General features: G+C 69.6%; 23 protein-coding genes and 1 pseudogene. 18 read left to right on the top strand and 6 right to left on the bottom strand.

The window, feature by feature from the left end; translation table 11 throughout:
- The first annotated feature begins 1 nt into the window (after position 1).
- The 11 genes from AB0I23_RS24985 (at position 2) to AB0I23_RS25035 (ending at position 12,084) form a co-directional block, all read left to right on the top strand.
- Positions 2–1,252, top strand: coding sequence for an MFS transporter (locus AB0I23_RS24985; protein ID WP_359112371.1), 1,251 nt, complete (start codon positions 2–4; stop codon positions 1,250–1,252).
- A 72-nt stretch (positions 1,253–1,324) separates the two neighbouring features.
- Positions 1,325–2,227, top strand: coding sequence for an HpcH/HpaI aldolase/citrate lyase family protein (locus AB0I23_RS24990; protein WP_359112373.1), 903 nt, complete (start codon positions 1,325–1,327; stop codon positions 2,225–2,227).
- Positions 2,228–2,249: 22 nt separating this feature from the next.
- Positions 2,250–2,723 carry a MaoC family dehydratase gene (locus AB0I23_RS24995; RefSeq protein ID WP_359112374.1) on the top strand — a complete coding sequence of 158 codons (474 nt, stop codon included), beginning with the start codon at positions 2,250–2,252 and terminating at the stop codon, positions 2,721–2,723.
- A gap of 25 nt (positions 2,724–2,748) precedes the next feature.
- Positions 2,749–4,701, top strand: a complete 1,953-nt coding sequence (locus tag AB0I23_RS25000) for an AMP-binding protein (protein ID WP_359112376.1) — start codon at positions 2,749–2,751, stop codon at positions 4,699–4,701.
- Entirely contained in the window at positions 4,698–5,861 is a 1,164-nt protein-coding gene (locus tag AB0I23_RS25005) for an acyl-CoA dehydrogenase family protein (protein ID WP_359112378.1), read from the top strand. The genes AB0I23_RS25000 and AB0I23_RS25005 overlap by 4 nt, the downstream gene beginning before the upstream one ends.
- A gap of 29 nt (positions 5,862–5,890) precedes the next feature.
- Entirely contained in the window at positions 5,891–6,628 is a 738-nt protein-coding gene (gene fabG / locus AB0I23_RS25010) for a 3-oxoacyl-ACP reductase FabG (protein ID WP_359112380.1), read from the top strand.
- A 46-nt stretch (positions 6,629–6,674) separates the two neighbouring features.
- On the top strand, positions 6,675–7,886 hold the full coding sequence (locus AB0I23_RS25015; RefSeq protein ID WP_359112382.1) for an acetyl-CoA C-acetyltransferase: 1,212 nt from the start codon (positions 6,675–6,677) through the stop codon (positions 7,884–7,886).
- 18 nt (positions 7,887–7,904) lie between these two features.
- Positions 7,905–9,062, top strand: coding sequence for a CaiB/BaiF CoA transferase family protein (locus AB0I23_RS25020; protein ID WP_359112384.1), 1,158 nt, complete (start codon positions 7,905–7,907; stop codon positions 9,060–9,062).
- Positions 9,059–9,865 (top strand): enoyl-CoA hydratase/isomerase family protein, encoded by an 807-nt coding sequence (locus AB0I23_RS25025; protein WP_359112385.1) that lies wholly within the window; start codon positions 9,059–9,061, stop codon positions 9,863–9,865. Before AB0I23_RS25020 ends, AB0I23_RS25025 begins: the two co-directional genes overlap by 4 nt.
- A complete protein-coding gene (locus AB0I23_RS25030; protein WP_359112387.1) occupies positions 9,862–11,244 on the top strand; it encodes an acetate--CoA ligase family protein in 1,383 nt (460 codons plus the stop codon). The genes AB0I23_RS25025 and AB0I23_RS25030 overlap by 4 nt, the downstream gene beginning before the upstream one ends.
- Positions 11,245–11,376: 132 nt before the next feature.
- Complete coding sequence (locus tag AB0I23_RS25035) at positions 11,377–12,084, top strand: GntR family transcriptional regulator (protein WP_359112388.1); 708 nt, start codon at positions 11,377–11,379, stop codon at positions 12,082–12,084.
- A 150-nt stretch (positions 12,085–12,234) separates the two neighbouring features.
- On the opposite strand, the gene AB0I23_RS25040 is transcribed toward AB0I23_RS25035, so the two are convergent.
- On the bottom strand, positions 12,235–12,855 hold the full coding sequence (locus AB0I23_RS25040) for a transposase (protein ID WP_359112390.1): 621 nt from the start codon (positions 12,853–12,855) through the stop codon (positions 12,235–12,237).
- Positions 12,856–13,015: 160 nt separating this feature from the next.
- Here AB0I23_RS25040 and AB0I23_RS25045 point away from each other — a divergent pair, with 160 nt between their 5' ends.
- The 5 genes from AB0I23_RS25045 to AB0I23_RS25065 all read left to right on the top strand — a co-directional run bounded on the left by AB0I23_RS25045 (position 13,016) and on the right by AB0I23_RS25065 (position 17,491).
- Complete coding sequence (locus tag AB0I23_RS25045; RefSeq protein ID WP_359112391.1) at positions 13,016–14,164, top strand: PAS domain-containing protein; 1,149 nt, start codon at positions 13,016–13,018, stop codon at positions 14,162–14,164.
- A 95-nt stretch (positions 14,165–14,259) separates the two neighbouring features.
- Positions 14,260–15,411: a hypothetical protein gene (locus tag AB0I23_RS25050; RefSeq protein WP_359112393.1), complete on the top strand. Its 1,152-nt coding sequence runs from the start codon at positions 14,260–14,262 to the stop codon at positions 15,409–15,411.
- Positions 15,411–15,812 (top strand): hypothetical protein, encoded by a 402-nt coding sequence (locus AB0I23_RS25055; protein WP_359112395.1) that lies wholly within the window; start codon positions 15,411–15,413, stop codon positions 15,810–15,812. The genes AB0I23_RS25050 and AB0I23_RS25055 overlap by 1 nt, the downstream gene beginning before the upstream one ends.
- Before the next feature lie 923 nt (positions 15,813–16,735).
- The gene (locus AB0I23_RS25060) at positions 16,736–17,032 is read left to right on the top strand and encodes a trypco2 family protein (protein ID WP_359112397.1); all 297 of its coding nucleotides are present in this window, start codon (positions 16,736–16,738) and stop codon (positions 17,030–17,032) included.
- Between the two features lie 321 nt (positions 17,033–17,353).
- Positions 17,354–17,491, top strand: a complete 138-nt coding sequence (locus tag AB0I23_RS25065) for a hypothetical protein (protein ID WP_359112399.1) — start codon at positions 17,354–17,356, stop codon at positions 17,489–17,491.
- 72 nt (positions 17,492–17,563) lie between these two features.
- Here AB0I23_RS25065 and AB0I23_RS25070 read toward each other — a convergent pair whose 3' ends face one another.
- Both AB0I23_RS25070 and AB0I23_RS25075 read right to left on the bottom strand, forming a co-directional pair.
- Positions 17,564–19,894: an isoamylase gene (locus AB0I23_RS25070; RefSeq protein WP_359112401.1), complete on the bottom strand. Its 2,331-nt coding sequence runs from the start codon at positions 19,892–19,894 to the stop codon at positions 17,564–17,566.
- Positions 19,895–20,132: 238 nt separating this feature from the next.
- Positions 20,133–20,774 (bottom strand): annotated as a pseudogene (locus tag AB0I23_RS25075) (carbohydrate binding domain-containing protein); the annotation flags it as partial.
- Between the two features lie 277 nt (positions 20,775–21,051).
- Between AB0I23_RS25075 and AB0I23_RS25080 the strand changes: the two are divergent.
- Positions 21,052–21,645, top strand: coding sequence for a TetR/AcrR family transcriptional regulator (locus tag AB0I23_RS25080; RefSeq protein ID WP_359112403.1), 594 nt, complete (start codon positions 21,052–21,054; stop codon positions 21,643–21,645).
- A gap of 318 nt (positions 21,646–21,963) precedes the next feature.
- Here AB0I23_RS25080 and AB0I23_RS25085 read toward each other — a convergent pair whose 3' ends face one another.
- A complete protein-coding gene (locus AB0I23_RS25085) occupies positions 21,964–22,524 on the bottom strand; it encodes a nucleoside-triphosphatase (RefSeq protein ID WP_359112405.1) in 561 nt (186 codons plus the stop codon).
- 111 nt (positions 22,525–22,635) lie between these two features.
- Here AB0I23_RS25085 and AB0I23_RS25090 point away from each other — a divergent pair, with 111 nt between their 5' ends.
- A complete protein-coding gene (locus AB0I23_RS25090; RefSeq protein ID WP_359112407.1) occupies positions 22,636–23,088 on the top strand; it encodes a YbhB/YbcL family Raf kinase inhibitor-like protein in 453 nt (150 codons plus the stop codon).
- Positions 23,089–23,093: 5 nt separating this feature from the next.
- On the opposite strand, the gene AB0I23_RS25095 is transcribed toward AB0I23_RS25090, so the two are convergent.
- Both AB0I23_RS25095 and AB0I23_RS25100 read right to left on the bottom strand, forming a co-directional pair.
- Entirely contained in the window at positions 23,094–23,738 is a 645-nt protein-coding gene (locus AB0I23_RS25095; protein ID WP_359112409.1) for a protein-L-isoaspartate(D-aspartate) O-methyltransferase, read from the bottom strand.
- Positions 23,728–23,982: a hypothetical protein gene (locus AB0I23_RS25100; RefSeq protein WP_436846993.1), complete on the bottom strand. Its 255-nt coding sequence runs from the start codon at positions 23,980–23,982 to the stop codon at positions 23,728–23,730. Before AB0I23_RS25100 ends, AB0I23_RS25095 begins: the two co-directional genes overlap by 11 nt.
- Between the last annotated feature and the right edge of the window lie 39 nt (positions 23,983–24,021).

The raw sequence follows: 24,021 nt of genomic DNA on the forward strand, positions 1-24,021 counted from the left end.
GATGGCAGCCGCACCGCGAACGACGGCGCTCGTCGTCCTGCCGGGACTGGCGAGCGCCGTCATCGGCATGACTGGCCCGCTGCCCGGCGCCCTGGTGTTCGCGATCCGCGAGGACTTCGCGTTCACCGCGAGCGACGTGGGCTTCAGCTTCGCCGGCTTCTACCTCGCCTCGGCAGTGGTCGCCCAGTTCGCCGGGCGGCTGATGGCCAGATGGAGTCAGCTCACGCTGATCCGCCTCGGCCTCGCCCTGTGTGCCGCGGTCGCCGTCACCGTCGCCCTGTGGAGCGGCCGATGGCAGCTCTTCGCGGCAGCCGGGATATGCGGGGCCGCCAACGGCCTGTCCACGCCGGCCGTCAACCTACTCATCGCCAGGGTGGTTCCCTCGCACCGACGTGGCCTCGCCTTCGGAGTGCGGATGTCGGCCGTACCGGGAGGTGCGTCGCTGGCCGCGCTGGCGGCCTACTTCGTGGTCGGCCACGGGCACGACTGGCGGGCGGTGTACGCCGGATACTCCGTGCTTTGCCTGGCCACCGTTGCTGCCATGGGCTGGATCGGGCACAGCGCCCGATCCTCCCCCGAGGCGCTGCAGCCCCACCGCGCCGGTGACGGCGCGGGGCAGGCCCGGGGTCTGGGGCTGCTGGCGACCGCGGGTCTCCTGGCGGCCTCGGGCGGGGCCGTTCTCCCGCCGTTCCTGGTCGAGGGCATGGTCCACGGTGGTGTCACGGCCGGTACCGCGGCCATCTTCCTGGCGGTGGGGTCTTGGCTGGGTATGGGAGCGCGCATCGTCGTCGGTGTGCTCTCCGACCGGCTGCCGCGCCCGCAACTCCATCTCGCCGGCGTCATCATCAGCCTGGTGGCCGGCAGCCTCGGCATGGTCAGCCTGGCACTGGGCCGGGGCCCGCTCGTGGTCGGCGCGGCCGCGGTGGTGACGTTCGGCCTGGGCTGGGCGTGGCCGGGGCTGCTGCACTACGCGGCGATTCAGGTGTATCCGCGGCACCTCGTACGGACCACGACTCGTCTGCAGAGCGGCACCTTCCTGGGCGGCCTGCTGGGCCCGGCCCTCTTCGGACTGGCCGTCACGTACGCCTCGTTCACCTGGGCCTGGCTGGGCGCGGCCGCGGTGATGGCGTTCGCCGCCATAGCGGTGTGGAGCGTCGTACGGCGAATCGAGGTCACTCCCGCGCCGGAGGCGGGCACACCTGCGCAGAGGCCCGATGCGCCCGCTCACCACAGTGATCCACATCACGATTGAAGATATATGATATTCGAAAGCCTTAGCATGCAGGATATATAATGTATGTTGCATCGTGAAAAGGAGGTTCCGATGAAGCCGATGCGCTCCGTTCTCTTCGTGCCCGGCCACCGCGACACCTGGGTGGACAAGGCCCTGGCCGCCGGCGCCGACGGCGTGATCCTCGACCTGGAGGACTCGGTCCCGGCCGGCCTGAAGGACGAGGCGAGGGCCGAGGTCGCCCGCTCGATCGCCCGCCTCCACAAGGCCGGCTCCCAGGCTGGTCTGTATGTACGGGTCAACGCGCTGGACACCGGCATCGCCGGCGACGACATTGCCGCGGTGGTCGTGCCGGGCCTGAACGGGCTGAGCCTGCCGAAGACCTTCGGGCCGGAGGACATCGTCCGGTTCGACGCCCTGGTGACCCACTTCGAGCTGAAGAACGGCGTCGAGCCGGGCTCGGTGGAGTTCATCTGCAACCTCGAGACCGCCGAGGCGTACGCCCATTGCGAGCAGATGGCCAAGGCATCCCCGCGGGTGGCGACCCTCTTCGCCGGCACCGCCCGGGACGCCGACGTGTCCCGCTCCATCGGGTTCCAGTTCACCCCCGAGGGGCTGGAGACGCTCTACCTGCGCAGCCGCGCCGTCCTGGCGGCCCGCACCGCCGGCCTGGAGTTCCCGCTGGTCGGTGTATGGCAGGACCTCTCCGACCCGGACGGCGCCCGCCGCTTCTCCGAGCAGAACCGCGAGCTCGGCTTCCGTGGCCAGGTCCTCATCCACCCCTCGCACATCGCGGTGGCCAACGAGGTCTTCAGCCCCTCGAGGTTCGAGGTCGAGTTCTACGAGGGCATGATCGCCGCCTTCGAGGAGGCCGAGGCCGGGGGCGCCGCCGCCGTGCTCTACGAGGGCATGCACGTCGACTACGCCCACATCAAGACCGCCCGCGACGTGCTCGCCTACAGCCGCCTCCTCGCCGAGCGCGCCACCGCCAACTGAGCCCTGCACCAAGGAAAGAGGAATGAAGATGCCCGGCCTCTACTTCGAAGAGTTCGAACCCGGCATGGTGATCGAGCATCAGACCCGTCGCACCATCTCCGAGAGCGACAACATCACCTTCTGCGCCCTGACGCTGAACCTTGCGCCGCTCCACCTGGACGCGGAGTACGCCAAGGACAGCATCTACGGCCAGCGGATCGTGAACAGCCTCTACACCCTCGGTCTGGTGACCGGCATCTCCATGCAGGACACCACCCAGGGCACCACCCTCGGCAACCTCGGTTTCAGCGAGATCACCTTCCCCAAGCCGCTGTTCCACGGCGACACCGTCCGGGTGCGCACCGAGATCGTGAGCAAGCGGGAGTCCCGCAGCCGCAACGACTCGGGGATCGTCCAGTTCCGGCACTACGGCATCAACCAGCGCGACGAGGTCGTGTGCGACTGCGCGCGCGCCGGCCTGATGTTCAAGCGCGCCGCCGTCGAGACCGCCGCCTGAGCCACTAGTCGACAGGGGAGAGCTGATGACACAGCCGCGACGGTTCGCCGCGCCGGCGGAGCCCGCCTGGGTTCCCGGCGACGCCGAGCGCGGCCGCAGCCGGCTGCTGCGGGCGATGGAGCGCTGGGGCATCTCCGACATCCAGGAGCTGCACACCAGGTCGCTCCGGGACCCGGAGTGGTTCTGGCGGGCCGTGGTCGAGGACCTCGACATCACCTTCACCACCCCGTTCGAGGCCGTACGGGACGACTCGGACGGCCACGAGTTCCCGCGCTGGTTCGTCGGGGGCCGGCTGAACGCCGCCGAACTCTGCGCCCACCGGCACGCCATGAGCGACCGGGCGACCCGGACGGCCGTCGTCTACGAGGGCGACGCGGGCCAGCGCCGCACGCTGACCTACGCCGAACTCGACCGGGAGGTGCGCCGGTTCGCGGCCAACCTCGCGGGCCTGGGCGTGGGGCGGGGCGACCGCGTCGTCCTGTTCCTGCCGGTGGTGCCGGAGTCCGTCGTGGCCTTCCTGGCCTGCGCCGCGATCGGCGCGATCTCGGTGCCGGCTTTCACCGGGTACGGAGCGGAGGCTCTGGCCATGCGGCTGCGCGACTCCGAGGCAGTGGTCCTGGTGACCGCCGACGGCACCACGCGCCGCGGCAAGAAGGTCGGGCTCAAGGCCACCGCCGACGAGGCCCTGCAGGACGCACCCTCCGTACGGAACGTCGTCGTGGTGCAGCACCTCGGTGACGGCACCGACATGACGGCGGGCCGCGACATCCACTGGGACGACCTCCCTGCGGGCCCGGCCCCGGTCAAGACCGTCGACGCCGACGCCCAGGACCCGCTGACGCTCATCTACACCTCCGGGACGACGGGCGCGCCCAAGGGCATCGTGCACTCGCACGCCGGCTTCGCGGTCAAGGCGGCGGTCGACTTCGCGTACGGCTTCGACATCCATGAGGACGATGTCATCGCCTGGATCGCCGACATGGGCTGGATGCTCGGCCCGCTCCTGGTCATGGGTGGGCTGCAGCTGGGCGCCACGATTGTGCTCACAGAAGGGGTGCCGACCCACCCCGGACCCGACCGGCTCTGGGAGATAGCCCGGCGCAACGGCGTCACCTTCCAGGGCATTGCACCGACGGCCGCCCGGGCGGTGAAGAACGCCGGCGGCGGGGACTTCTCGGACCTGCCGGCCATACGGTCCTTCGCCTCCACGGGCGAGGCATGGGACGAGCCGACCTGGTGGTGGCTGTTCGAGACCGTCGGCGGTGGTTCCCGCCCCATCGTCAACTACAGCGGCGGCACCGAGACCGGCGGCGGTATCTTGGTCACTTACCCCTTCCTGGCCAGCGAGGCGGCGGGCTTCAACGGCCCGCTGCCCGGCATGGATGTCGCCGTCCTGAACGATTCCGGCCAGGACGTTACCGGCTCCGTAGGCGAGTTGACCGTACGCAACACCTGGCCCGGCATGACTCACGCCTTCTGGCAGGACCGCAGCCGCTACCTGAAGACGTACTGGCAGCGGTGGCCGAAGATCTGGTGCCACGGAGACATGGCCAGCGTGGACGCCGACGGGACGTGGCGGATCCACGGGCGCTCCGACGACACGATCAAGGTGTCGGGGCGCCGGGTCGGGCCCGCCGAGCTGGAGGCGGCGCTGCTCAAGGACCCCCGGATCGCCGAGGCGGCCGTGGTCGGCGTGCCCGACCCCGACCGGGGCCAGCGGGTCGTCGCCTTCGTCGTCGTTCGTGACGACGTCGACCACGACGACCTCGTCACAACTGCCGTCCACCACGTTGGCAGGTCCTTCGCCCCCGACGTCGTCGTCGTACCGACCCTCCCCAAGACCAAGAACGGCAAGATCATGCGCCGCGCGATCAGGGCCCGCCACCTCGGCCTGCCGCCCGGAGACATGTCGTCGCTCGATCCCGCCACCCCGCTCGAAGACATACCCCACCACCACGAAGCAGGAGAGAAGCGATGACCGAGAAGGACCCCGCGGACCTCGAGCTGATCCGCAAGACAACGCGTGAACTGGCCCGCAAGTTCGACCTGGAGTACTGGCGGGAGAAGGACGCCAAGCACGAGTACCCCTGGGAGTTCGTCAAGGCGTTCGCCGACGGCGGCTGGCTCGGTGCGATGATCCCCGAGGAGTACGGCGGCATCGGTCTCGGCCTCGTGGAGTCCGCGGTCATGCTGCACGAGATCGGCTACTCCGGCGCCGGCGCCTCCGGCGCCTCGGCGATCCACTTCTACATCTTCCCGCCCGGGCCCATCATCCGGCACGGCTCCGAGGAGATGAAGCGGGAGTTCCTGCCGCAGATCGCCAAGGGCGAGCTGCTCATGTGCTTCGGCGTGACCGAGCCGACCGCCGGTGTCGACACCTCGCGCATCAGCACCCGCGCCGTCAAGACAGACGGCGGCTGGGTGATCAACGGCCAGAAAGTGTGGATCACCAACGCCCAGAACGCCAAGAAGATCCTCCTGCTGGCCCGGACCTCCCCGCGGTCGGAGGAGAAGCCGATGGACGGCATGACGCTGTTCTTCACCGACCTGGACCGTGAGCGCATCACCGTCCGCGAGATCGACAAGATGGGCCGCTCGGCCATCGACTCCAACGAGCTGTTCATCGACAACCTCGAGGTCCGTGACGACGAGGTCGTCGGCGAGGTCGGCAAGGGCTTCTCCTACCTGCTCGACGGCCTGAACCCCGAGCGCATCGTGGTCGCCATGGAGCAGATCGGCCTGGGCCGCGCCGCCCTGGACGAGGCCGTGAAGTACGCCAACTCCCGGGTCGTCTTCGACCGCCCCATCGGCAAGAACCAGGCCGTCGCCCACCCGCTCGCCGACTCCTGGATCCGCCTCCAGGCCGCCGAGCAGATCGCCATGAAGGCCGCCCAACTCTACGACGCAGAGCAGCCGTGCGGCCCCGAGGCCAACGCGGCCAAGTTCCTCGGCAGCGAGGCCGGCTTCCAGGCGTGCGACCGCGCGATGCAGACCCTCGGCGGTTACTCGTACGCCAAGGAGTACTACGTCGAGCGGTTCTGGCGAGAGTCGCGGCTGCTCAAGGTCGCGCCCATCTCGCAGGAGATGGTGCTCAACTACGTCTCCACCAAGATCCTCGGCCTCCCGAAGTCGTACTGATGAAGGGGCGGATGAGCAAGGAAGGCCGCATGCTCGAGGGCAAGGTTGCCATCGTCACCGGCGGCGGGCAGGGCATCGGCCTTGCGATCGCCGAGACTCTGCTGGACCACGGCGCCAAGGTCCTGATCGCCGACATCGACGGTGAGAAGGCTGCCGCTGCCGTCGAACCGTGGAGGGCGGACGGGGCGCCGGTGCTGGCCGCCCCGTGCGACGTCACCGACGAGACCGACCAGGAGCAGCTGGTGGCGCGCTGCCTGGCCGAGTTCGGCGGCGTCGACATCCTCGTCAACAACGCCGGCGTCACCCGCGACCGGTACATGACGAAGATGACGCCCGAGGACTTCGACCTGGTCCTCGACGTCAGCCTCCGGGGTGCCTGGCTGGGCACCCGGGCCGTGGCAGGGCTGTTCCGCAAGCAGGGCAGCGGCGCAGTCGTCAACGTCTCCTCGCTGTCCGGGAAGATTGGCAACCCCGGTCAGACCAACTACAGCGCGGCGAAAGCCGGTCTGATCGGTCTCACGAAGGCGGCCGCGAAGGAGCTCGGCCCCTCCGGCGCCCGGGTCAACGCGATCCAGCCCGGCCTGATCCGGACCGACATGACGCTCGCCATGAAGCCGGAGATCTTCGCCTCCAAGGAGGCCGAAGTCCCCATGGGGCGTGCGGGCACGCCCGACGAGGTGGCGGACGCGGTGGCGTTCCTGGCCGGCCCCATGGCGTCGTACATCAACGGCGCCGTCCTCGAAGTCACCGGCGGGCGCGGGATCTGAGGACCCGCCCCACCCGCACCACGGACCCGAACGAAGAGAGGACGACATGCGCGAAGCAGTCATCTGCGAGCCGCTGCGCACGCCGGTGGGCCGCTACGGCGGGGTCTTCAAGAGCCTGCCGGCGGCGGAGCTGGCCGCCACGGTCCTGACGGAGCTGGTCAGCCGTACCGGCATCGACCCGGGCCAGATCGACGACGTGCTGTTCGGGCAGTGCTACCCGAACGGCGAGGCCCCCGCCATCGGCCGCATTGCGGCGCTGGACGCCCGCTTCCCGATCACCGTGCCGGGCACCCAGCTCGACCGGCGCTGCGGCTCGGCGCTGCAGGCGGTGCTGGACGCGGCCATGCGCGTGCAGACCGGGGCCTGCGACGTCGTCATCGCTGGCGGCGCCGAGAGCATGAGCCAGGCCGAGCACTACGTGATCGGCGGGCGCTTCGGCATCCGCGGCGACTCCAGCCCGCTGTGGGACCGGATCGCCCGCGGCCGCATCACCTCCGGCGGCAAGTTCTACCCGGTCGAGGGCGGCATGCTTGAGACCGCGGAGAACCTGCGCCGCGAGTACAACGTCACCCGCGAGGAGCAGGACCGGCTCGCGCTGGCCTCGCACCAGCGGGCGGTGGCGGCCCAACAAGACGGCCGGTTCAAGGAGGAAATCGTCCCCGTGACGGTCAAGTCCCGAAAGGGCGAGGTCGTCGTCGACACCGACGAGCACCCGCGTCCGGACATCTCGCTGGAGAGCCTGTCCGAGCTGCGGCCCGTACGGGGCAGGATCGACGAGAAGGCCACCGTCACCGCCGGCAACGCCAGCGGCCAGAACGACGGCGCCGCCGCATGCCTCGTCACCACGCGGGAGAAGGCCGAGGAGCTCGGCCTGCGGCCGCTGGGCCGGGTGGTCAGCTGGGCGGCGGCCGGCGTCGAGCCGCACCGCATGGGCATCGGCCCGGTGCCCTCCACCGAGCGGGCGCTTGCCCGGGCGGGCCTGTCCCTGGACGACATGGACATCATCGAGCTCAACGAGGCGTTCGCCGCCCAGGCGCTTGCAGTCACCAAGGAATGGGGTCTGGCCGAGGCGGACTTCGACCGCCTCAACGTCAACGGCTCGGGCATCTCGCTCGGCCACCCCGTCGGGGCCACGGGGGTGCGGATCCTCGCCACCATGCTGCGCGAACTCGACCGCAGGGAGGGCCGCTACGCCCTGGAAACCATGTGCATAGGCGGCGGCCAGGGCCTGACGGCCATCTTCGAGCGGGTCGCCTGAGGCGGGGAGGAGACCGATATGGACAGGGTAACCGGGCCACTGACCGGCATCAGGGTCGTGGTGCTTGCGGGCATGGGGCCGACGCCGTACGCCTCCATGCTGCTCGCGGACATGGGCGCGCACGTCGTACGGGTCGCCCGCCCGGCCACCCGTCCCGCGCGCGCCCTGGCGCAGATGCAGAACATGGATCCCGCGCACGACATCTCCAACCGCGGAGTCGACACGGCCGAGCTGGACCTGAAGAGCAGCGAGGGCCGCTCTGCGGTGCTCGACCTCGTCGAGCAGGCGGACGTCTTCGTCGAGGGCTTCCGCCCGGGCGTCACCGAGCGCCTGGGACTCGGCCCCGGCGAGCTGCTCCGCCACCGGCCCGAGCTGGTGTACGCGCGGCTGACCGGATACGGCCAGTCCGGGCCGCTCTCCCACACGGCCGGGCACGACATCAACTACGTGGCGCAGTCGGGCGTCCTGCAGGCACTCGGCCGCGCGGGCGTCTCACCGATGCCGCCGATCAACCTGCTGGGCGATTACGCGGGCGGCGGCACCTTCGCCGCCTTCGGCATCGTCTGCGCCGTGCTCGAGGCGAAGCGCTCCGGGCAGGGCCAGGTCGTCGATGCCGCGATGGTCGACGGGGTGGCCGCCCTGACGGCCCGCATCCAGGGTCTGCGCGCAGCCGGCACCTACTCCGACGAGGCGGGCACCAACTACCTCGACGGCGGCGCCCCGTTCTACGACACCTACGAGTGCGCGGACGGCAAGTACCTGGCCGTCGGGGCGCTCGAGGACGACTTCTACGCGGAGTTCCTCAAGCACCTCCGCGTCGACACGGCCGACTGGCCGGACCAGCAGGACCGTGCACAGTGGCCGCGGCTGCGCGGGTTCATCGCCGGTGCCATCCGCACCCGCAGTCGCGACGAGTGGGCGGAGATCTACCGCGGCACCGACGCCTGCGTCACGCCCGTACTCGACTTCGACGAGGCCGCGGCGCACCCGCACAACACCGACCGCGGGTTCTACCTGCAGCTGGGGGATGTGCTCCACCCCGCTCCCGCTCCGCGGTTCAGCCGCACGCCCGCCAGGGAACCGGCCGCCCCCACGGCTGCCCCAACCGACGTGGCGAAGCTCATCAAGGTCTGGCGCGATATCGCGCCGACCGCCGACCGAAAGGACATCCCGTGACCGACCCTTACAGCCAGTTCAAGCGGCTCCGGTTCGAGCGGAACCAGCCGGGCGTGCTCGAGGTCATCTTCGACGGCCCGAACCTGAACGCCGTCGACGAGGAGACCCACAGCGAGATCCCCGCGATCTGGCCCGTCATCGACCGCGACCCCGAGGTGCGGGCCGTGCTGGTCCGCGGCGAGGGCAAGGCGTTCTCCGCCGGCGGGGACTTCGCCCTGATCGACGCACAGATCGAGGACTACGACGTGCGCATGCGCGTCATGCGAGAGTCCCGCGACCTCTTCTACAACATCATCAACTGCTCCAAGCCGATCATCTCCGCGATCCACGGCCCGGCGGTCGGCGCGGGCCTGGTGGTCGCACTGATGGCCGACATCTCCGTGGCGGCGACCAACGCGCGCATCATCGACGGCCACACCCGGCTGGGCGTCACCGCGGGCGACCACGCCGCCATGGTCTGGCCGCTGCTGTGCGGCATGGCGAAGGCCAAGTACCTCCTGCTGACCTGCCGGGAGATCTCCGGCGCCGACGCCGAGAGCGCTGGCCTCGTATCGCTGTCCGTGGCTCCGGAGGAACTGCTGGAGAAGGCCCGCGGGATCGCCGGCGAGCTCAGTGGCGGCGCCCAGGAGGCCATCCGCTGGACCAAGTACTCGATGAACCAGTGGTACCGCCAGCAGGGGTCGATCTTCGACGCCTCCCTCGGCCTGGAGTTCCTCGGCTTCGGCGGGCCCGACGTCCGCGAGGGCGTCGCCTCCCACCGCGAGCGCCGCGAGCCCGTCTTCCGTCCGGAGGCCCACTCGTGACACGCTCGGTCGCCGACCTGTACTTCCGGCCACGCAGCATCGTGGTGCTGGGCGCCTCCTCCGACCCGGACAAGCTGTCCGGCCGGCCGCTCGCCTACCTGAAGAAGTTCGGCTACGAGGGCGACCTGTACGCAGTGAACTCGCGCCGCAGCGAGGTCCAGGGCGTCAAGACGTTCGCCACGGTCGGGGAGGTGCCCGGTCCGGTGGACCTGGCGATCGTCGTGGTCCCGGCGCCCGCGGTCGTGGAAGCGGTGCGCGCGTGCGCGGACGCCGGGGTCGGAGCCGTCACCGTCTTCGCCTCCGGCTTCTCAGAGATCGGTGAGAAGGGCCACCCCGAGCAGCAGGAGATATCGGACATCGCGGCGCGCGCCGGGATGCGCGTGGTCGGCCCGAACTGCCTGGGCACCTTCGCGCTGGCCCACCGTGCCTTCGCCACCTTCTCCACGGCCTTCGACGACGAGAGCGAGCGACCGGTCTCGCCGATCGCCCTGGTCTCGCAGAGCGGCGCGGTCGGCACCTTCACCTACAGCACGATGAACAGCCTCGGCCTCGGTGTCACCTACTTCGGCAACACCGGCAACGAAGCCGACGTCACCGTCCCCGAGGTGCTGTCGGCACTGGTCGACGCGGACGACGTGCAGGTCCTCCTCGGACACATCGAGGGCGTCAGGGACTTGGAGGCCCTGCGGGGCCTCGCCAGGTCCGCGAAGGCGAAGGACAAGCCCCTCGTACTGCTGAAGTCCGGGCGCAGCGCGGCCGGGGCTCGGGCAGTTGCCGCGCACACCGGCAGCGTCGCCGGGGACGACGCGGAGTTCGAAGCGGCCAGTGTCGCCGAGGGGGCAATCCGGGTGCGCAGCATGGAGGCGCTGTCGGACGCGGCCCTGGCCTTCGCCGACGGGCGCCGCGCAGCGGGCCGCCGACTGACGATCGTCACGCTCAGTGGTGGCGCGGGCGCTCTGGCCGCCGACCGAGCGGTCGAGCTGGGCCTGCAGGTGGACACCTGGGCGAGTGACGCGGACCGGGAGGCCCTCGCCGGTGGACTCCCCTACTTCGGCGCGGTCAAGAACCCGATCGACATGACTGGGGCGATGATCAACGACCTGTCGCTGCTGGAGCGCTCGCTGCGGGTCGTCAATGAGAACGACGACACCGATGCTGTCCTGGTGGTGCTCGGCAACGCTGACAAGGGCTCCGACGAGATCGTCGCGACTCTGACCAAGGCGTACCGAAGTACGGAGAAGCCCTTCCTGGTCGCCTGGACCGGGGGCAGCGGACGGCCGCGGCTGGAACTCCTGAGGGCCGGGGTCCCGACGTACAGCGAGCCCGACCGGGCCGTGCAGTGCATGAGCCATGTGGTGACGCACAGCCGCCGGCGATGACCTCCGCATCGGCGGTCGGCGGGAAGCCGGACCTGCCGGCCACCCTGGCGGTGTCCGAAGGCGTCTCTCGAGCACAAGGATGTGCCGTACAATATATTGAATATCTTTTCTGGGGCACGTGAAGGGTGACGCATGCCGGACCCGTATGTGATCAAGGCGAACGCGCGCAGCGCCAGGCAGCAGCTCCCGGAGGAGGTTGCCTCGTACGTGCGCGAAATGATCATCTCCGGTGAGGCGCGCCCGGGCGACTTCCTCCGTATGGAGCCCATCGCCGAGGCGGTCGGCGTGAGCAACACCCCGGTCCGCGAAGGGCTCCTGGCGCTGCGGAGCGAGGGCTTCGTCAAGCTCGTGCCCCGCAAGGGCTTCGTCGTGGAGCCCTTCACCCGCCAGGACGTACGGGACCTCTTCTGGGCGCAGGCCACCCTTGCGGGCGAGCTGGCGGCCCGGGCGGCGAAGGCAATCACGTCCGCCGAGATCGCGCAGCTGGAAGCGATCTGTGAGCGGTACAAGGTGGCTGTCGACAAGGGCGACGACCGCGCCCTCGCCGACCTGGGCCACCAATTCCACCGGACGGTCAACACGGTGGCCGACTCCCACCGGCTCGCGCGGCTGCTCGGCTCGGTCGTCAAGCACCTGCCCAACACCTTCTACGCAGCCATCGAGGGCCAGGTGGAGCACACCAGCGACGACCATCCGCAGATCGTCGAGGCGCTGCACAACAGCGACGCCCGCCGCGCCCGCAAACTCATGGTCGACCACATCCTCAGCGGCGGTGACGCCCTGATCGAGACCCTCGCCCAGCGAGGGCTGTGGCGGGATCAGGAGGAGTCCGTCGCCTGAGGCGGGTGCGGCCGCCACATCTGCTCAGTCCATCGGTGAGACCGGCAGGTCCACGTAGGTGCCGGTGCCATGGTGGACGGTGACCACTCCCGTGGGTGCGCGCTCGCGGTGCTCGGCCACGTCGCGGGGGTGGTGGCCGTGCAGCGCGTATCAGGCCACGGTGATCGTGTAGCAGTACAGGGCGAAGGGCACGGTGCGCTCTACCGCGGCCCGGGTACGGCTTTGGGCCTGGCCGGCTACGAGTAGGTCGCGGACCTCGGCGAAGGTGACCTCGATCGACCAGCGCATCGCGTAACGGGTGATCAGCTCGGCTGGGCTGCTGGTCAGGTCGGTGGTGACCAGGGCGAGGTCGTAACCGGTGTCGGTGGTGTCGTCGCGCAGCAGGATCACGCGCACGGTGCGGGTGTGGAAGGAGCCGTACCACAGGCAGGTGATCTCGGCCAGGGGCACGGTGTCGGTGCGTTGGTAGCGCGTGACCCGTACGGGAGCGAAGTCGGCGGTGGCCACGAGCTGGGCGGGCGTGCCCAGGCGGGCGCCTTTGAGTGCGGGGCGCCCGCGTTTGCCGGTTCTGGGCGGGGCCAGGGCGGACAGGACCGAGGATGAGGGAAGCCGGGTGGTGAAGGTGCAGGTCGCGGGCAGATCGCGCAGGGCTTTGCCGTGGTAGGCGGCGTCCGCGACGACGTGGATGCGTCGGCCGTAGTGGCAGGCCGCCAGGAAGCGGATCATGGACGCGGCGATGTCGGTCTTGCTCAGCTCCTGCCCCGGGCGCACTCCCGGCCACCCGGCAACCGAACAGCCCGTTCCGGGATGCAGGTGACACGTGCAGGCGCGTTGAATGGAAAGCAGGCAACCGCTATGCAAGAGGGTGAGGCAAACGAGTGCGAACCCTGTATCCGATATCGCCGGGCGACTGCTGAGCGACGGAGCGGCGATGGTGCTGGACGACCGCGGGACCATGGTGGCCTGCACGCCCGCGGTCAAGGAGTTGCTCGGCGTAGAGGTCAGGGAGCTGATCGGCCGGCCGTTCGCTGACCTGCTCGCTGAGCCCGGCGAGTGGCTGCTCCCGCCCGGCGGACCGGCGACGCTGCGCCACGACGGCGGCCAGGCCGTGCAGGTGCTCCTCGAGGCGCTACCGCTGAGCGGCGATTCCCAGGCTCTCTGCCTGGTGTGGGCGGTTCCGGCGGCGGCGGCCGCAGACCGGGAACAGGACGACGCCCTGGTGCGCGCGCTGTTCAGGCAGACCGAAATAGGGCTGGCGCTGCACGACGCCGATCTGCGGATTATCCGGACCAACCACCCGCCCGACGCCGTCGGCCCGCTCGCCCGCACCGGGGCCGGGCCGGTCGGTGTGGCCCTCGACGAGGTGTTGGTATCGGCGGACGCAGTGGCCCTCGTGAAGCAGCTGCGCCAGGTCGCGGAGACCGGGAAGCCGATGACCAACCAGGTGGTCCGAGCGCGCTACCAGAAGGCACCCGAGCAAGAGCGCACCATCTCCTTGTCGGCACTGCGGTTGGAGGAACAGGAGGGCCGCTGTACCGGGGTCGCGGTCATCTTCAACGACATCACCGACCGGCAACAGGCGCAACGCGGACTGGCTCTGGTCAGAGGGTCGGAGAAGCTGCTATTGGGTTCGCTCGACATCGTCCGCACCGCCGAAGGGCTGGCCGGGGTGCTGGTGCCCGAGTACGCCGACCTGGCGGCGGTGGACCTCGCGGAGGCAGCGCTGGTCGGTGAGGAGCCCGGCGACTTCTCCTTCGGGGCTCCGCTGCGGCGCGTCGCGGCAACCGCCAGGGGCGGCGCCTGGCCAGCCGAGCTGCTGCCGGTCGGGGCCTCACTGCGGGTCCGGGATCCGGAGAACGAGTTCGTCTACCAGCGCTCCGCATTGGCCGTGTCGGACCTGTCCCAGCTGCGGATCGCGCTGGCGGACGACGTCGAGGGGCGCCGGCGAGTGCTGCCCGACGCCGCGGCGTCGCTGCTGCGGCGTCTGTGCTTCCTGCTGCTCCTGGCGGCGGCCGGGTGTACGTCTCTCCATGGGCGACGGCGATCTGGGTGGGTGTCGTCGTGGTCGCCCTCACCATGAGGTGGGCGGCGTTTCGAGCCCAACGAAGGCAGAAGTTCAACAGTCGACTGGCCCGTCGTCCACGTCTGGCATACCTGCCTCTCGTCATTCCGTGGATGCTCGCGCTGGTGCCGTACAACCCGGGTGCGGACGTGGTGTCGGCGCCGAGACTCGGCCTGGCCGTAGTGCCGTTCGGCCTTCTCGCCGGGATGGCGGTGGTGTACGCCGGGGACCGGCTGGTGGCGAGGTCCGCGCTGTCCGTACTGAGCCGCAGGCAGGTCTCCCGTGACACGCTGCCGTGGGCGACGCCGAAGGCTACACGGAGGATGTCGGCGCTCGGGGAGGAGCAGGAGGGGCGTCGGTTGCCCTACGACGCTTCGCAGCACTTCATCGGCGCAGGGCGCGACCACTGGGGAGCCGCCCACATCAACATTTCTTTGAAACCCAAAGACCCCGAGGAGCCGGTCAAGCCCTTCGGCGAGGCCGAACTGCTACGGCGCGTGGGCGCCGCACTCGATGAACTGGGCCGTGGCGTAAGGGAGATCACGGACCCGCTGCCGGGGTTCTCCATGGAGCGGGTGCTCGGGCTGCCGTCTCACCTCTGGCTCCAGCGGACCCGGGAGGCGAACGGGGAAGCCCCGGACCTGACGGGCCGGGGCCGAAAGTCGCCCTCCAGCGAGCCGACACGGCTCTATCTGCGCGCGCAGTGCATCACCTGGGACGGTCAGGTCGTGGTCAGCGTGTTCGTGCACGCCGCGCTGGAAGCAGGCGAGTTGCGACTGACCGTGCGGCCGCATGTCATGACCCCGCTCTACAACGAGCTGAGAATGACGGCGACCCCCGTCGGCAAGCGCGGTGTGCGGCTGCTCAGGTGGGTGACGGCCCGAGCCCTCCTGGACGCCGCTGTCGGCCCCCTGGCTCTGTGGCGGCTGATCGCCCGGATCGGGCTCGGCGAGAGCATCGAGAACCGTGCGGAGGAAGAGGACCCGGTGAGCCTGCGGGACCGGTACTCGACCGAAGAAGTCACCGACATGCACCAGAGCGACGACGCCAAGCGACACGTCGTCCTCATGGAGACCTGTGTATTCCGCACCGTCGCCGCTTACCTGCGCGACCTGGGCATCGACACCACCGCCTACGACCAGCAGGTGGCCGCCGTGACCAACAACATCCAGATCTACGGCGACAACAACGCCCCCATCCAGAACGTCGTCGGCAACGGCAACAGCAACATCGGGCAGGGCTCCACCAGCCAAGGAGGAAAGTGATGGCCATCGGACGACGCCGACCGGACCCCACGCCCGAACCGGGGCACGGGGCAGGCATCAGCATCGGCGGCAACAACAACGCTCCACTGCAGAACGTCGTCGGACAGAACATCTCCCACGTGCACCAGGTCGCGTCAGCCCACGGGACCACCGACGTCGACTCCGTACGGGCACTCCTCGTCGCGTTCCGCGAGGACCTCGACCGCAATGCGACGGGTCTGCAGCACACGGAGGCGTTGAGGGCCATGGCGGGCACGGTGGACGGCTCGCTTGAGGCTCCGGCCGAGGGGGCGACCACGTTGAGGGGGATCGCACAGGCGCTGCCCGCACTTGTCCTCGGGACCGCCGTCCAGCAGAGCGGAGAAGCTCTCGCCCATGCCATTGGTGGGCTGCTGAGCTGAATCTGGGGAGCGCACGCACTCGTACGACCGGAGTGATGAGGGGCCGGCGGGGAGCCGCATCCCGAACTTGGCTCCCAAAGTGGCTCCCAGAACGGTCCCACAAACCACTCAGGGGCCCGACCCGCGATGCGGATCAGGCCCCTGACCTGGTGTTCCTCTGTCGGGGCGGCGGGATTTGAACCCACGACCTCTTCGTCCCGAAGAAAGAGGTCGAGGGTTGAAGTTTCTCCGGAGCCTCCCTCCAAGGCCCTCGTGGTCTCGAGACTTTGCGGCTACGCTGAGGTTGACTTAACGGAGTTTGGTGGACACGAACATCAGCAACACCAACCGTAAGGTCCGGTTGAGCTTCTTCGGCCAGTGAGTCGCTTCGGTGGGGTGGGCGGTCCCTTCACGCGCGACTCCGCCGGCATCACGCAGGCGCGTTCTTGGGGACAGCGGGACGATATCGAGCCGTTCCGGGTTCTCCCGCTGCCCGTCGCCGTGGTCGCACCTCTCACCGTGCGCCGAGCCGGCCGACCTGGACGCCCCACAGCCCGCATCGAGTGCGGTTTGCAGGCGCTGGCCCGCCGGAACTCGTCGCCGACGAAGGCATACACCGGCCCCGAACCTCAGTCCATCGGATGCTCGGCGACCCGGCCTCTTCGCTCCGCGGCGGGCGCCGGCCGGGCCGGGCGGGCGTGGTGAGTTGGGCGCACCTGCTCTTGACGTTCGACAGTCACACACGCGTGACTTCGATTCACACCCAGTTTTTCCAAGTCGGTACGGGCACTGCGAATAGCGGTCTTCCTGTTGCTCGCCACCGTCGCGGTGCTCATCATGATGTACCCCAAATGCTTCGGTCTCCGAGGAGTTGAAGAGATGTGGTTCTCTCATGGCAAGCCGGACGACGGTCCCGATGACGCCCCCGTCGAACTGGGTCTGCTGTGCGAGCACTCCGCGCGCAGATCACCGAGGCGGCCGCATCAGACCCCGACTCGGACATTCACTTCCAGGTGGGCCCGATCCAGTTGGAGTTGACTGTTTTCGCTGACCCACGACGCGACCGCCAAGGGCGGCATCAGGGCGTGGGTCGTCACGGCCGACGCGGAGCGCAAGCGGTGAGATTGAGCGTCACGCGATGGGTGTGCGCCATGAACCCCGGTGTCGGCCGCTACTGGAGAGAGCCCCGAGCCGGTCCGCTTCGAGCAGGTCGAGGACGACCACCTGCCCGTGCGGGGTGACCACGAGGGTCGTCCACGCCCAGCCTGTCGATCGACAAGACGCCCGCGGACCTGGACGCAGATGGTGCAGAGCGACTGGCTGCCCGAGCAACTGGACGTATCCAGTCGGCTGTTGGCCCTGCGGTCGACCCTGTGCACCCCGAGCTCCTCGGGGACCGAGCCGGGCCACAACGGCAAGGCCTACACGCTCACCGGCCCCGAGGCGCTGACCACCGCATGGCAGACCGGAATCGTCGCCGACGCGCTTGGCCTTGAGGCGCGTTACGAGGAGATCGGCGTCGAGCGGCCGAAGCTCTTCGCGGCGCCGGCCACCTGCCCGACATGCTCGTGCCTTCCGTCCTGGAGGTCCTCGGCCCGGACGCTGCCGCCCTCTCGGTCTCCCCGGCTGTCGAGGAGCTCACTGGCCACCCCGCGCGCACGTTCCGCGAGTGGGTTCACGACAACATCGATCGCTTCTGATCCACTCCACCACTGGGCAGTGACAGGGCTGCGCCCACCGCAGGCGAACCGCGGCGGTCGCAGCCCTGTCGCCTACTTGGCGATCAGTACGAGGGTGGCGCGTGCACCGAGGCTGTACATGGTGCCGCTGCCGCCTATGAAGGCTTCGGAGCCGGGCTGCGCGACCTGATTGGCTCCTTCGGCCCAGGCCGAGGTGTCCGTGACGCGGTACCACTGCTTTCCGCTGCCGGGAGAGGGGAGCGTGAAGTCGACCGCCCCCGACCAGCCGTTGTACGCCACGTACAGCGCGCCGGCGGAGTCGCCGAGCTCGGTACCGTCGATCCGCCAGGCCAGCGCGTGGTTGTTGGCGTTGCTCCAGTAGGCGCTGTCGGGGGCGGTGCCGGCGGGGGTGAACCAGTTCAGCTGGCCCATGCCGTTGCCGTTGGTGTCGGACGCGGTGTAGAAGTCCGCGGGCCGCAGCGCCGGATGTGCCTTGCGGAAGGCGAGCAGCCGCTGGGTGTAGGTGCGGAACGTGCTCTCGTCGGTGTCCCAGCTGTAATCGATCCAGTTGGCGGCGGAGTCGAGGTTGTAGGGGTTGTTGTTGCAGCGCAGACCACGCAGGGTCTCATCACCGCCGGACATCATCGGCGTGCCGGCCGAGAGCATGAGGAACGCGAAGCCGTTGCGGGCGGCCTTCCGCTGGTCCGTTGCCGCGCCACCCTGGTCCCAGGACATGTTGTCGTCCGAGCCGCCGTCCGAAGGTCCGTACGGCCAGGCTTGGCTGTTGTTCTTGGTGTTGCAGGAGTAGAGGTCCTTCTGGGTGAAGCCGTCATGCGCGACCATGAAGTTGATGGAGTTGAAGGGGCGCCGCCCGTCGTCCTGGTACAGGTCGGAGGAGCCGGCGAAGCGCGTGGCGAGTTGGGAGGGTGTCACCTGGTCGACGCCCATCTTGTTCTGGTCGCGGCGCAGGGTGTCGCGGTAGATGCCGTTCCATTCCGACCAGCCGGGAGGGAAGTTGCCGACCTGGTAGGTGCCGTTGCCGATGGCCCACGGTTCGGCGATCCAGTCCGCTCCGGTGCCGCCTGTGGCCGGGCGGGGCGGCATCTCGGTGGTGATGCGGCGCAGCGCGGTGGCGGGGTCGGTGCTGCTGTACTGGAAGCAGCCGTGCTGGCAGGTGTTGCCGAGGACGGTCGCCAGGTCGTGGCGGAAGCCGTCGACGCCGAGAGTGTCCTTCCAGTAGGCCAGGGAGTCGACGATCAGGTTCTGGGCCACGGGGTTGTACGTGTTGTAGTTGCCGCCGACTCCCGTGTTGTCCCAGGGGCTCTGGCGGTCGGCGGTCAGAGAGTAGTAGGTCGGGTTGTCCAGGCCGCGGAAGGACAGCAGGCTGTAGGTGTTCTTGTCCGAGGCGTTCCAGGGGCCGCCTTCGCCGGTGTGGTTGTAGACCACGTCCGTGAAGACCTTGATGCCGGCGTCGTGGTAGGCCTTGACCATCGCGCGGAACTCACGTGTCGGCCCGCCCGGACTCTTGTCGGCGGCGTACCGCCGGTCCGGGGCGAAATAGTTGAGCGTGGCATAGCCCCAGTAGTTGTCGCCCGCGGTGGTCGTCGGATCGACGTCGTTGGTGTCGTTCTGCGTCTCCTGCAGGGGCAGGAACTCCACCGCGGTCACACCCAGCGCGGCCAGGCCCGCGGCCTTGGCCGCGGCGCCCTTGTAGGTACCGCGCTCGGCGGCCGGAACAGAGGTGTCGTTCATCGTCAGACCGCGCAGATGCACCTCGTAGACGATGTCGTCCTTGAGGGGGCGGACGGGTTTGGTACCGATGCCGCCGGCCGTCGGGGCGGCGAGCACGATACCCTTCGGTGCCTGCGTCCCGTCGTCCTTGGCGCGGTTCGCGGGGCCGGAGCCGTAGATCGTGCCGTCGGTCATGCCCGGCCGCTGGGGGTCGTGGCTGACCTCCCGTGCGTACGGGTCGAGGAGCAGCTTGTTGGGATTGAACCGGTTGCCCGCGGAATCCACGTCGGAGACGAAGCCCGCGGTCGAACCCTTCGCCCAGGCCGCGTCGTAGGGCCAGTTGGGCCCCCAGGCCCGGTAACCGTAGTAGACCGTCCCGGTGATGCCGTAGGCGTCACGCAGGGTGGCGACGCTGACGGTGGTCGCCCAGATGTCCGTACCGGACTGCTTGGCCAGGAGCAGGTTGGCCTTCTCCTGGCTTCCGGACGCGGAGTCGTAGACGGCGACGAGCATCCGGGTCGCCCTGGAGGAATGCACCCGGAAAGTGATGTTCGAGGCGGTGCCGTCATACCGCGCCCCGAGGGTGGCGGCGTCGATCGCGGCATGCGCAGGCTGACCGGGTGGCAGGAATCCGATGGCAGCGGTCAGTAGGACGGCTACGACCGCCCAACGTGCTGTGCGGAAGCGTCTCAAGGGTGATCTCCTCGCGGTGCGGGCGGGTGTGCGAAGTCGAGCAGTGGGGATCGGCGGCGTCAGCCTGGACCAACGTCGTCCCGAGCCCGGCGGATGGGGTCTGGAGCGCCCGTTCCCGGGGGCCCGCCCCCGGCGCGGGCCCCGGAATTCACGGTCGGCTGCTTCAGGTACGGGCCGTCGGTGCCGACCTTGCCGGGGGTCGGGTTGCCAGGCAGGTCGAGCACGTATGCGCGCAGACACCGTCGGACTCCAGGCGCGGGTCGATCGTGTAGAAGTCGTACCCTTGGTAGTCGTAGTCCGAGCGGTTCATCACCACCGGGGTGATCAAGATCGCGGAGAAGCCGAGGCCCTTGATGTAGCCGAGGTTGTCGGCCAGTCTCTTGAAGTCACCGCGGAACATGGGGTTGTTGGCGGCATTGCCGGACGTCACGTGCTGGCTGCCACCGCGGTGGTTGGACGTGTCTCCGTCGTGGAAGCGGGCGGTCATCGCGAAGTAGATGGAGTCCTTGCGCGGATCGCCGCCCAGCATGGTCGCCGGAGCAGCGGGGGACGGGTCAGGGTCGCTCGCGCACGGGTCGGCCGCGTCGGACGTGAGTACGCCGTCGACGATGGTGGTGCGGCCTGTACCGATCGCGTAATCCTGAGTGCCGTGGTTGTCCCAGCTGCCGGAACCGTTGTTGAACGCGGCTTTCGGGCCGGTCGCCGATCCGAGGTCGATGGTTTTCTTGCCCCAGCCGGTGCAGGCGGCTGCGTTCATGGCCACGCCGGGCACGTCCGTCCAGGGGCCGCTGCCGCTCGAGCAGTGGATGTTGGCCGTGCTCCATCCGCTGGGCGGCTTGTAGTAGACGGTGGCCGTGTTGGCGGCAACCGCCGGGCCGGGCAGCAGTTCGGCCATCAGCCCCGCGTCCGCCGGCTCGGACACGGCCAACCTTCTGCGCATACGCATACGCACGGTCTCCTTCGCGTCCCAAGAAGAGGCCGTCGCGCCAACAGCCGGATAATTCCTGCAAGTTCTTGCTGGAATTTCCTGCAAGTTAGCGAGGGGAGACAGCTGTGTAAAGCCCTTGCGCCAGATACGGAGGTGCTCAGTCCACCTCCACTCCGATCCGCCGCCCCATACCGAACGGTTCCGTATCGAATCCGCTTATACTCGCAGGATGGGTGAGAAGCAGATCAGGAGCTCTGGGCGGCCGCGCTCCGCGGAGAAGGATTCGGCCATTCTGCATGCTGCGCTGCGGCTGCTCGCCTCGCACGGGTACACCCGTATGACCCTGGACCAGGTAGCGAAGGCCGCAGGGGTGAGCAAGTCCACCATCCATCTGCGCTGGAAGACCAAGGCGGACCTTCTCACCGCCGCCCTGGAAGCGGCGCGCATGGCCGAGGCCCCACCGGAGACCGGGGACACCCGAACCGATCTGGTGGCCATCCTCCGCGACTTCGCGGCCACGGTGGAACGGGTCCGGGGCATGGCGCTGATTGGCACCTGCCTGGCCGAGGAGGCCCACACCCCCGAACTCCTCGCACTGCTGCGCGAGCGCACCGTCCTGCCCCGGCGGGCACTGCTCGGCCACGTTCTGGAGCAGGCCCGCACGCGCGGCGAGGTCCGCAGGGATGCTGACCTGGAGGCTGCGGTCTCGACGCTGCTCGGCCCGTTCTACGCCGACTACATGGCAGGGCGAGGCGGCAGGATGGGCTGGGCCGAGGACGCTGTGAATCTCGTATTGACCGGCCTGAGCCCTGCGCAGGCGTGACCGCTGGGAAGCGGAGCCGTATCGGATTACGGGCGCGCGTGTGATCGTCGGAAGTTGAGGGGCGTTGTGCGCGCCGGCCCGCTGTGGTCAGTGTGCCGCGAGGCCGGTGAGTTCTGCGCTGATCTGCCATAGGTGTCCGGGAGGGTGCGCGGGGCGGTCACGGGGTGGTTCTTCCTTCGTGGTCAGAGCTGGTCAAGGCGAGGGACGACGTGCTCGCCGAGAAAGGAGACGGCCGGTCGCGGGTCGGGGCCGAACGGCATGAGGTGGACATCCTCGAAGCCGACGGCCGCGTACGCCTCCATGAGGCGGGCCGGTCTCTCATCCGTGAGAGGGGGGCCTTCCGTGCGGCCGGGGCTGCTGTAGCCGGGCCGCGAGGTCCCCCGGCAGGACGTCCCGGTTTGCCGGAGTGAGCTGGACGACCTCGATGTCGGCGCGCCGCTTGAGGGCGTCGGTGAACGGATCGCGGTGCGTGTGGACCGTGGCGACGACGTCGACCTCTGCGACGAACAGCGCGTCGACCGCGTGCCGGAACGCCGTGCACGCCAGTTCCATCCGCCCCAGCTCGTCGATGAGCACCAGCCGCCCTGTAGCCTCCTCGGTCGCTGCCGGCCGAAGCGACGGCAGCGCCAGTCGTTCCACGACGCCCAGGTCGACGCCGTATTTCCCTACCCGTGGCGGACCGGGCAGGTCGACATGGGCGAGTACCTCCCGCCGGCCTGCCAGAGTCTCCAGGGCGAATCCGACGCGGGCGCCGGATTGCCGGATCTCCTCGGTGGTGAAGCCGGTGGCCGCGCGGGTGGACAGCAGCGCGGCCAGCCGATGGAGGGCGGTCGTCTTGCCCGCGCCAGGGCGGCTCTCGAGCAGGATCCTTGTCGGCACACTGCCATCTTCACCCCCGCTTCCGGCGGCGGCCCGGGTGGGCTCGGCCGAACGGGGGATTTGGGAGTGCGGACCGGTGCCGGTGCCGCCGTTGCGGGTATGGCGGCGCGCATGAGCGGAATTGAACTCAGCAGCACCGCGTTCGACGACAGAACCGTGATCCCCCGTCGGTACAGCGGGGAGGGTGAGAACATCTCACCGCCCCTGACCTGGTCGGGAGTGCCCCACGAGGCCACGGAGCTGGTGCTCCTGTGCGAGGACCCGGACGCGCCGGGGACGACCTTCCTGCACTGGCTGGTGACCGGCATCGATCCGGGGACCACCGGCGCGGTGGAGGGCCAGAAGCCCCTGGGGGGCCTGCCGTGGCCGAACGGCTTCGGCCGCGTGGGCTGGGGAGGGCCGATGCCTCCACCGGGGCACGGGCCGCACCGCTACTTCTTCCGCCTGTACGCCCTGTCCGGGCCGCTGCCGCTGCACGACCACCCGGGCGCCGAGGACGTGCACCGTGCCCTGAAGGGCAGGGAGCTGGCCTCCGGCACCCTGGTTGGGACCTATCAGCGCTGAGCGCGTCACCGCTGGTCGTAGCCATGGGCGCCGTACAGCCGGACGAACCGGGCCGCGGAGACCGTCCTGCATTGCACCAGGCCGCGGGCCCGCCGCTCGTACAGTTCGACGCGCTCCTGCCCGCCCTGCCCGATCGGCTGGACGAGTCGGCCACCGGTGCGGAGCTGATCCACGAGCGGCTCAGGCACTCGCGGGAAGGCCGCACAGACGATGACGGCGTCGTAGGGGGCACGGGTCGGCATCCCGAGGGTCCCGTCGCCGAGTACGACCTCGGCATTGCCGACGCCCTGCCCGGCCAGCCGCAGGCGGGCCTCGTCGACCAGGTCGGGCCAGCGCTCGACGCTGACGACGTACGCGGCCAAGCGGGCCAGCAGCGCAGTCTGCCAGCCGTATCCGGTCCCGACCTCCAGGACCTGCTCGTCTCCGGTGAGGCCGAGAGCGGAGACCATCATGGCGATCAGCGAGGGCTGGGTGGTCACCTGCCCGTGGGGGAGCGGAACGGGCGTGTCCCGATACGCGGATGCCACCTCGTCCGCGGGGACGAATTCCGCCCGGGGGATGCTCCGTACGGCCGCCAGGAGACGGTCGTCGGTCACGCCCACGGCGAGGGCCGCTCGGACCAGGTCCTCGGGGGTCCCTTCATGAGCCATCGGACCGTGGGGCCGTGGCGGTGGCGCAGGCGGCCCCGGTCGTGGTGCGTTCCAGTCCGACCACGATCCCCTTCGACGTCGGCCTGTTGCTGATCTCGGCCGTACTGTCCAGCGGCACCAGGTCATCGGTCTCCGGGCAGGAGGCGGCGGCGCAGCCGGGTGCGGTCGGGTAGGCGACCAGCTGGACGTTGGGCGGGGTGATCGAGACGTCCGTATCCTCCGCGCCGCTCCTGCTCCTGTCCATGTGTCCCCTCCGCCGCTCATCCACCGCGCTGCCGCTCCA

The sequence above is a fragment of the Streptomyces atratus genome (genome assembly GCF_040655115.1).
Classification (GTDB): Bacteria; Actinomycetota; Actinomycetes; order Streptomycetales; family Streptomycetaceae; genus Streptomyces; species Streptomyces atratus_D.

What these genes read in the sequence shown, in the direction of transcription:
- AB0I23_RS25020 (WP_359112384.1), top strand. Translation starts at nt 7,905, where the DNA reads ATGGACAGGGTAACCGGGCCACTGACCGGCATCAGGGTCGTGGTGCTT.
- AB0I23_RS25005 (WP_359112378.1), top strand. Translation starts at nt 4,698, where the DNA reads ATGACCGAGAAGGACCCCGCGGACCTCGAGCTGATCCGCAAGACAACG.
- AB0I23_RS25090 (WP_359112407.1), top strand. Translation starts at nt 22,636, where the DNA reads ATGAGCGGAATTGAACTCAGCAGCACCGCGTTCGACGACAGAACCGTG.
- AB0I23_RS25100 (WP_436846993.1), bottom strand. Translation starts at nt 23,982, where the DNA reads ATGGACAGGAGCAGGAGCGGCGCGGAGGATACGGACGTCTCGATCACC.
- AB0I23_RS24985 (WP_359112371.1), top strand. Translation starts at nt 2, where the DNA reads ATGGCAGCCGCACCGCGAACGACGGCGCTCGTCGTCCTGCCGGGACTG.
- AB0I23_RS25000 (WP_359112376.1), top strand. Translation starts at nt 2,749, where the DNA reads ATGACACAGCCGCGACGGTTCGCCGCGCCGGCGGAGCCCGCCTGGGTT.
- AB0I23_RS25065 (WP_359112399.1), top strand. Translation starts at nt 17,354, where the DNA reads ATGCTCGTGCCTTCCGTCCTGGAGGTCCTCGGCCCGGACGCTGCCGCC.
- AB0I23_RS25080 (WP_359112403.1), top strand. Translation starts at nt 21,052, where the DNA reads ATGGGTGAGAAGCAGATCAGGAGCTCTGGGCGGCCGCGCTCCGCGGAG.
- AB0I23_RS24995 (WP_359112374.1), top strand. Translation starts at nt 2,250, where the DNA reads ATGAAGATGCCCGGCCTCTACTTCGAAGAGTTCGAACCCGGCATGGTG.
- AB0I23_RS25095 (WP_359112409.1), bottom strand. Translation starts at nt 23,738, where the DNA reads ATGGCTCATGAAGGGACCCCCGAGGACCTGGTCCGAGCGGCCCTCGCC.
- AB0I23_RS25050 (WP_359112393.1), top strand. Translation starts at nt 14,260, where the DNA reads ATGCTCGCGCTGGTGCCGTACAACCCGGGTGCGGACGTGGTGTCGGCG.
- AB0I23_RS25045 (WP_359112391.1), top strand. Translation starts at nt 13,016, where the DNA reads ATGGTGCTGGACGACCGCGGGACCATGGTGGCCTGCACGCCCGCGGTC.
- AB0I23_RS25055 (WP_359112395.1), top strand. Translation starts at nt 15,411, where the DNA reads ATGGCCATCGGACGACGCCGACCGGACCCCACGCCCGAACCGGGGCAC.
- fabG (WP_359112380.1), top strand. Translation starts at nt 5,891, where the DNA reads ATGCTCGAGGGCAAGGTTGCCATCGTCACCGGCGGCGGGCAGGGCATC.
- AB0I23_RS25015 (WP_359112382.1), top strand. Translation starts at nt 6,675, where the DNA reads ATGCGCGAAGCAGTCATCTGCGAGCCGCTGCGCACGCCGGTGGGCCGC.
- AB0I23_RS25035 (WP_359112388.1), top strand. Translation starts at nt 11,377, where the DNA reads ATGCCGGACCCGTATGTGATCAAGGCGAACGCGCGCAGCGCCAGGCAG.
- AB0I23_RS24990 (WP_359112373.1), top strand. Translation starts at nt 1,325, where the DNA reads ATGAAGCCGATGCGCTCCGTTCTCTTCGTGCCCGGCCACCGCGACACC.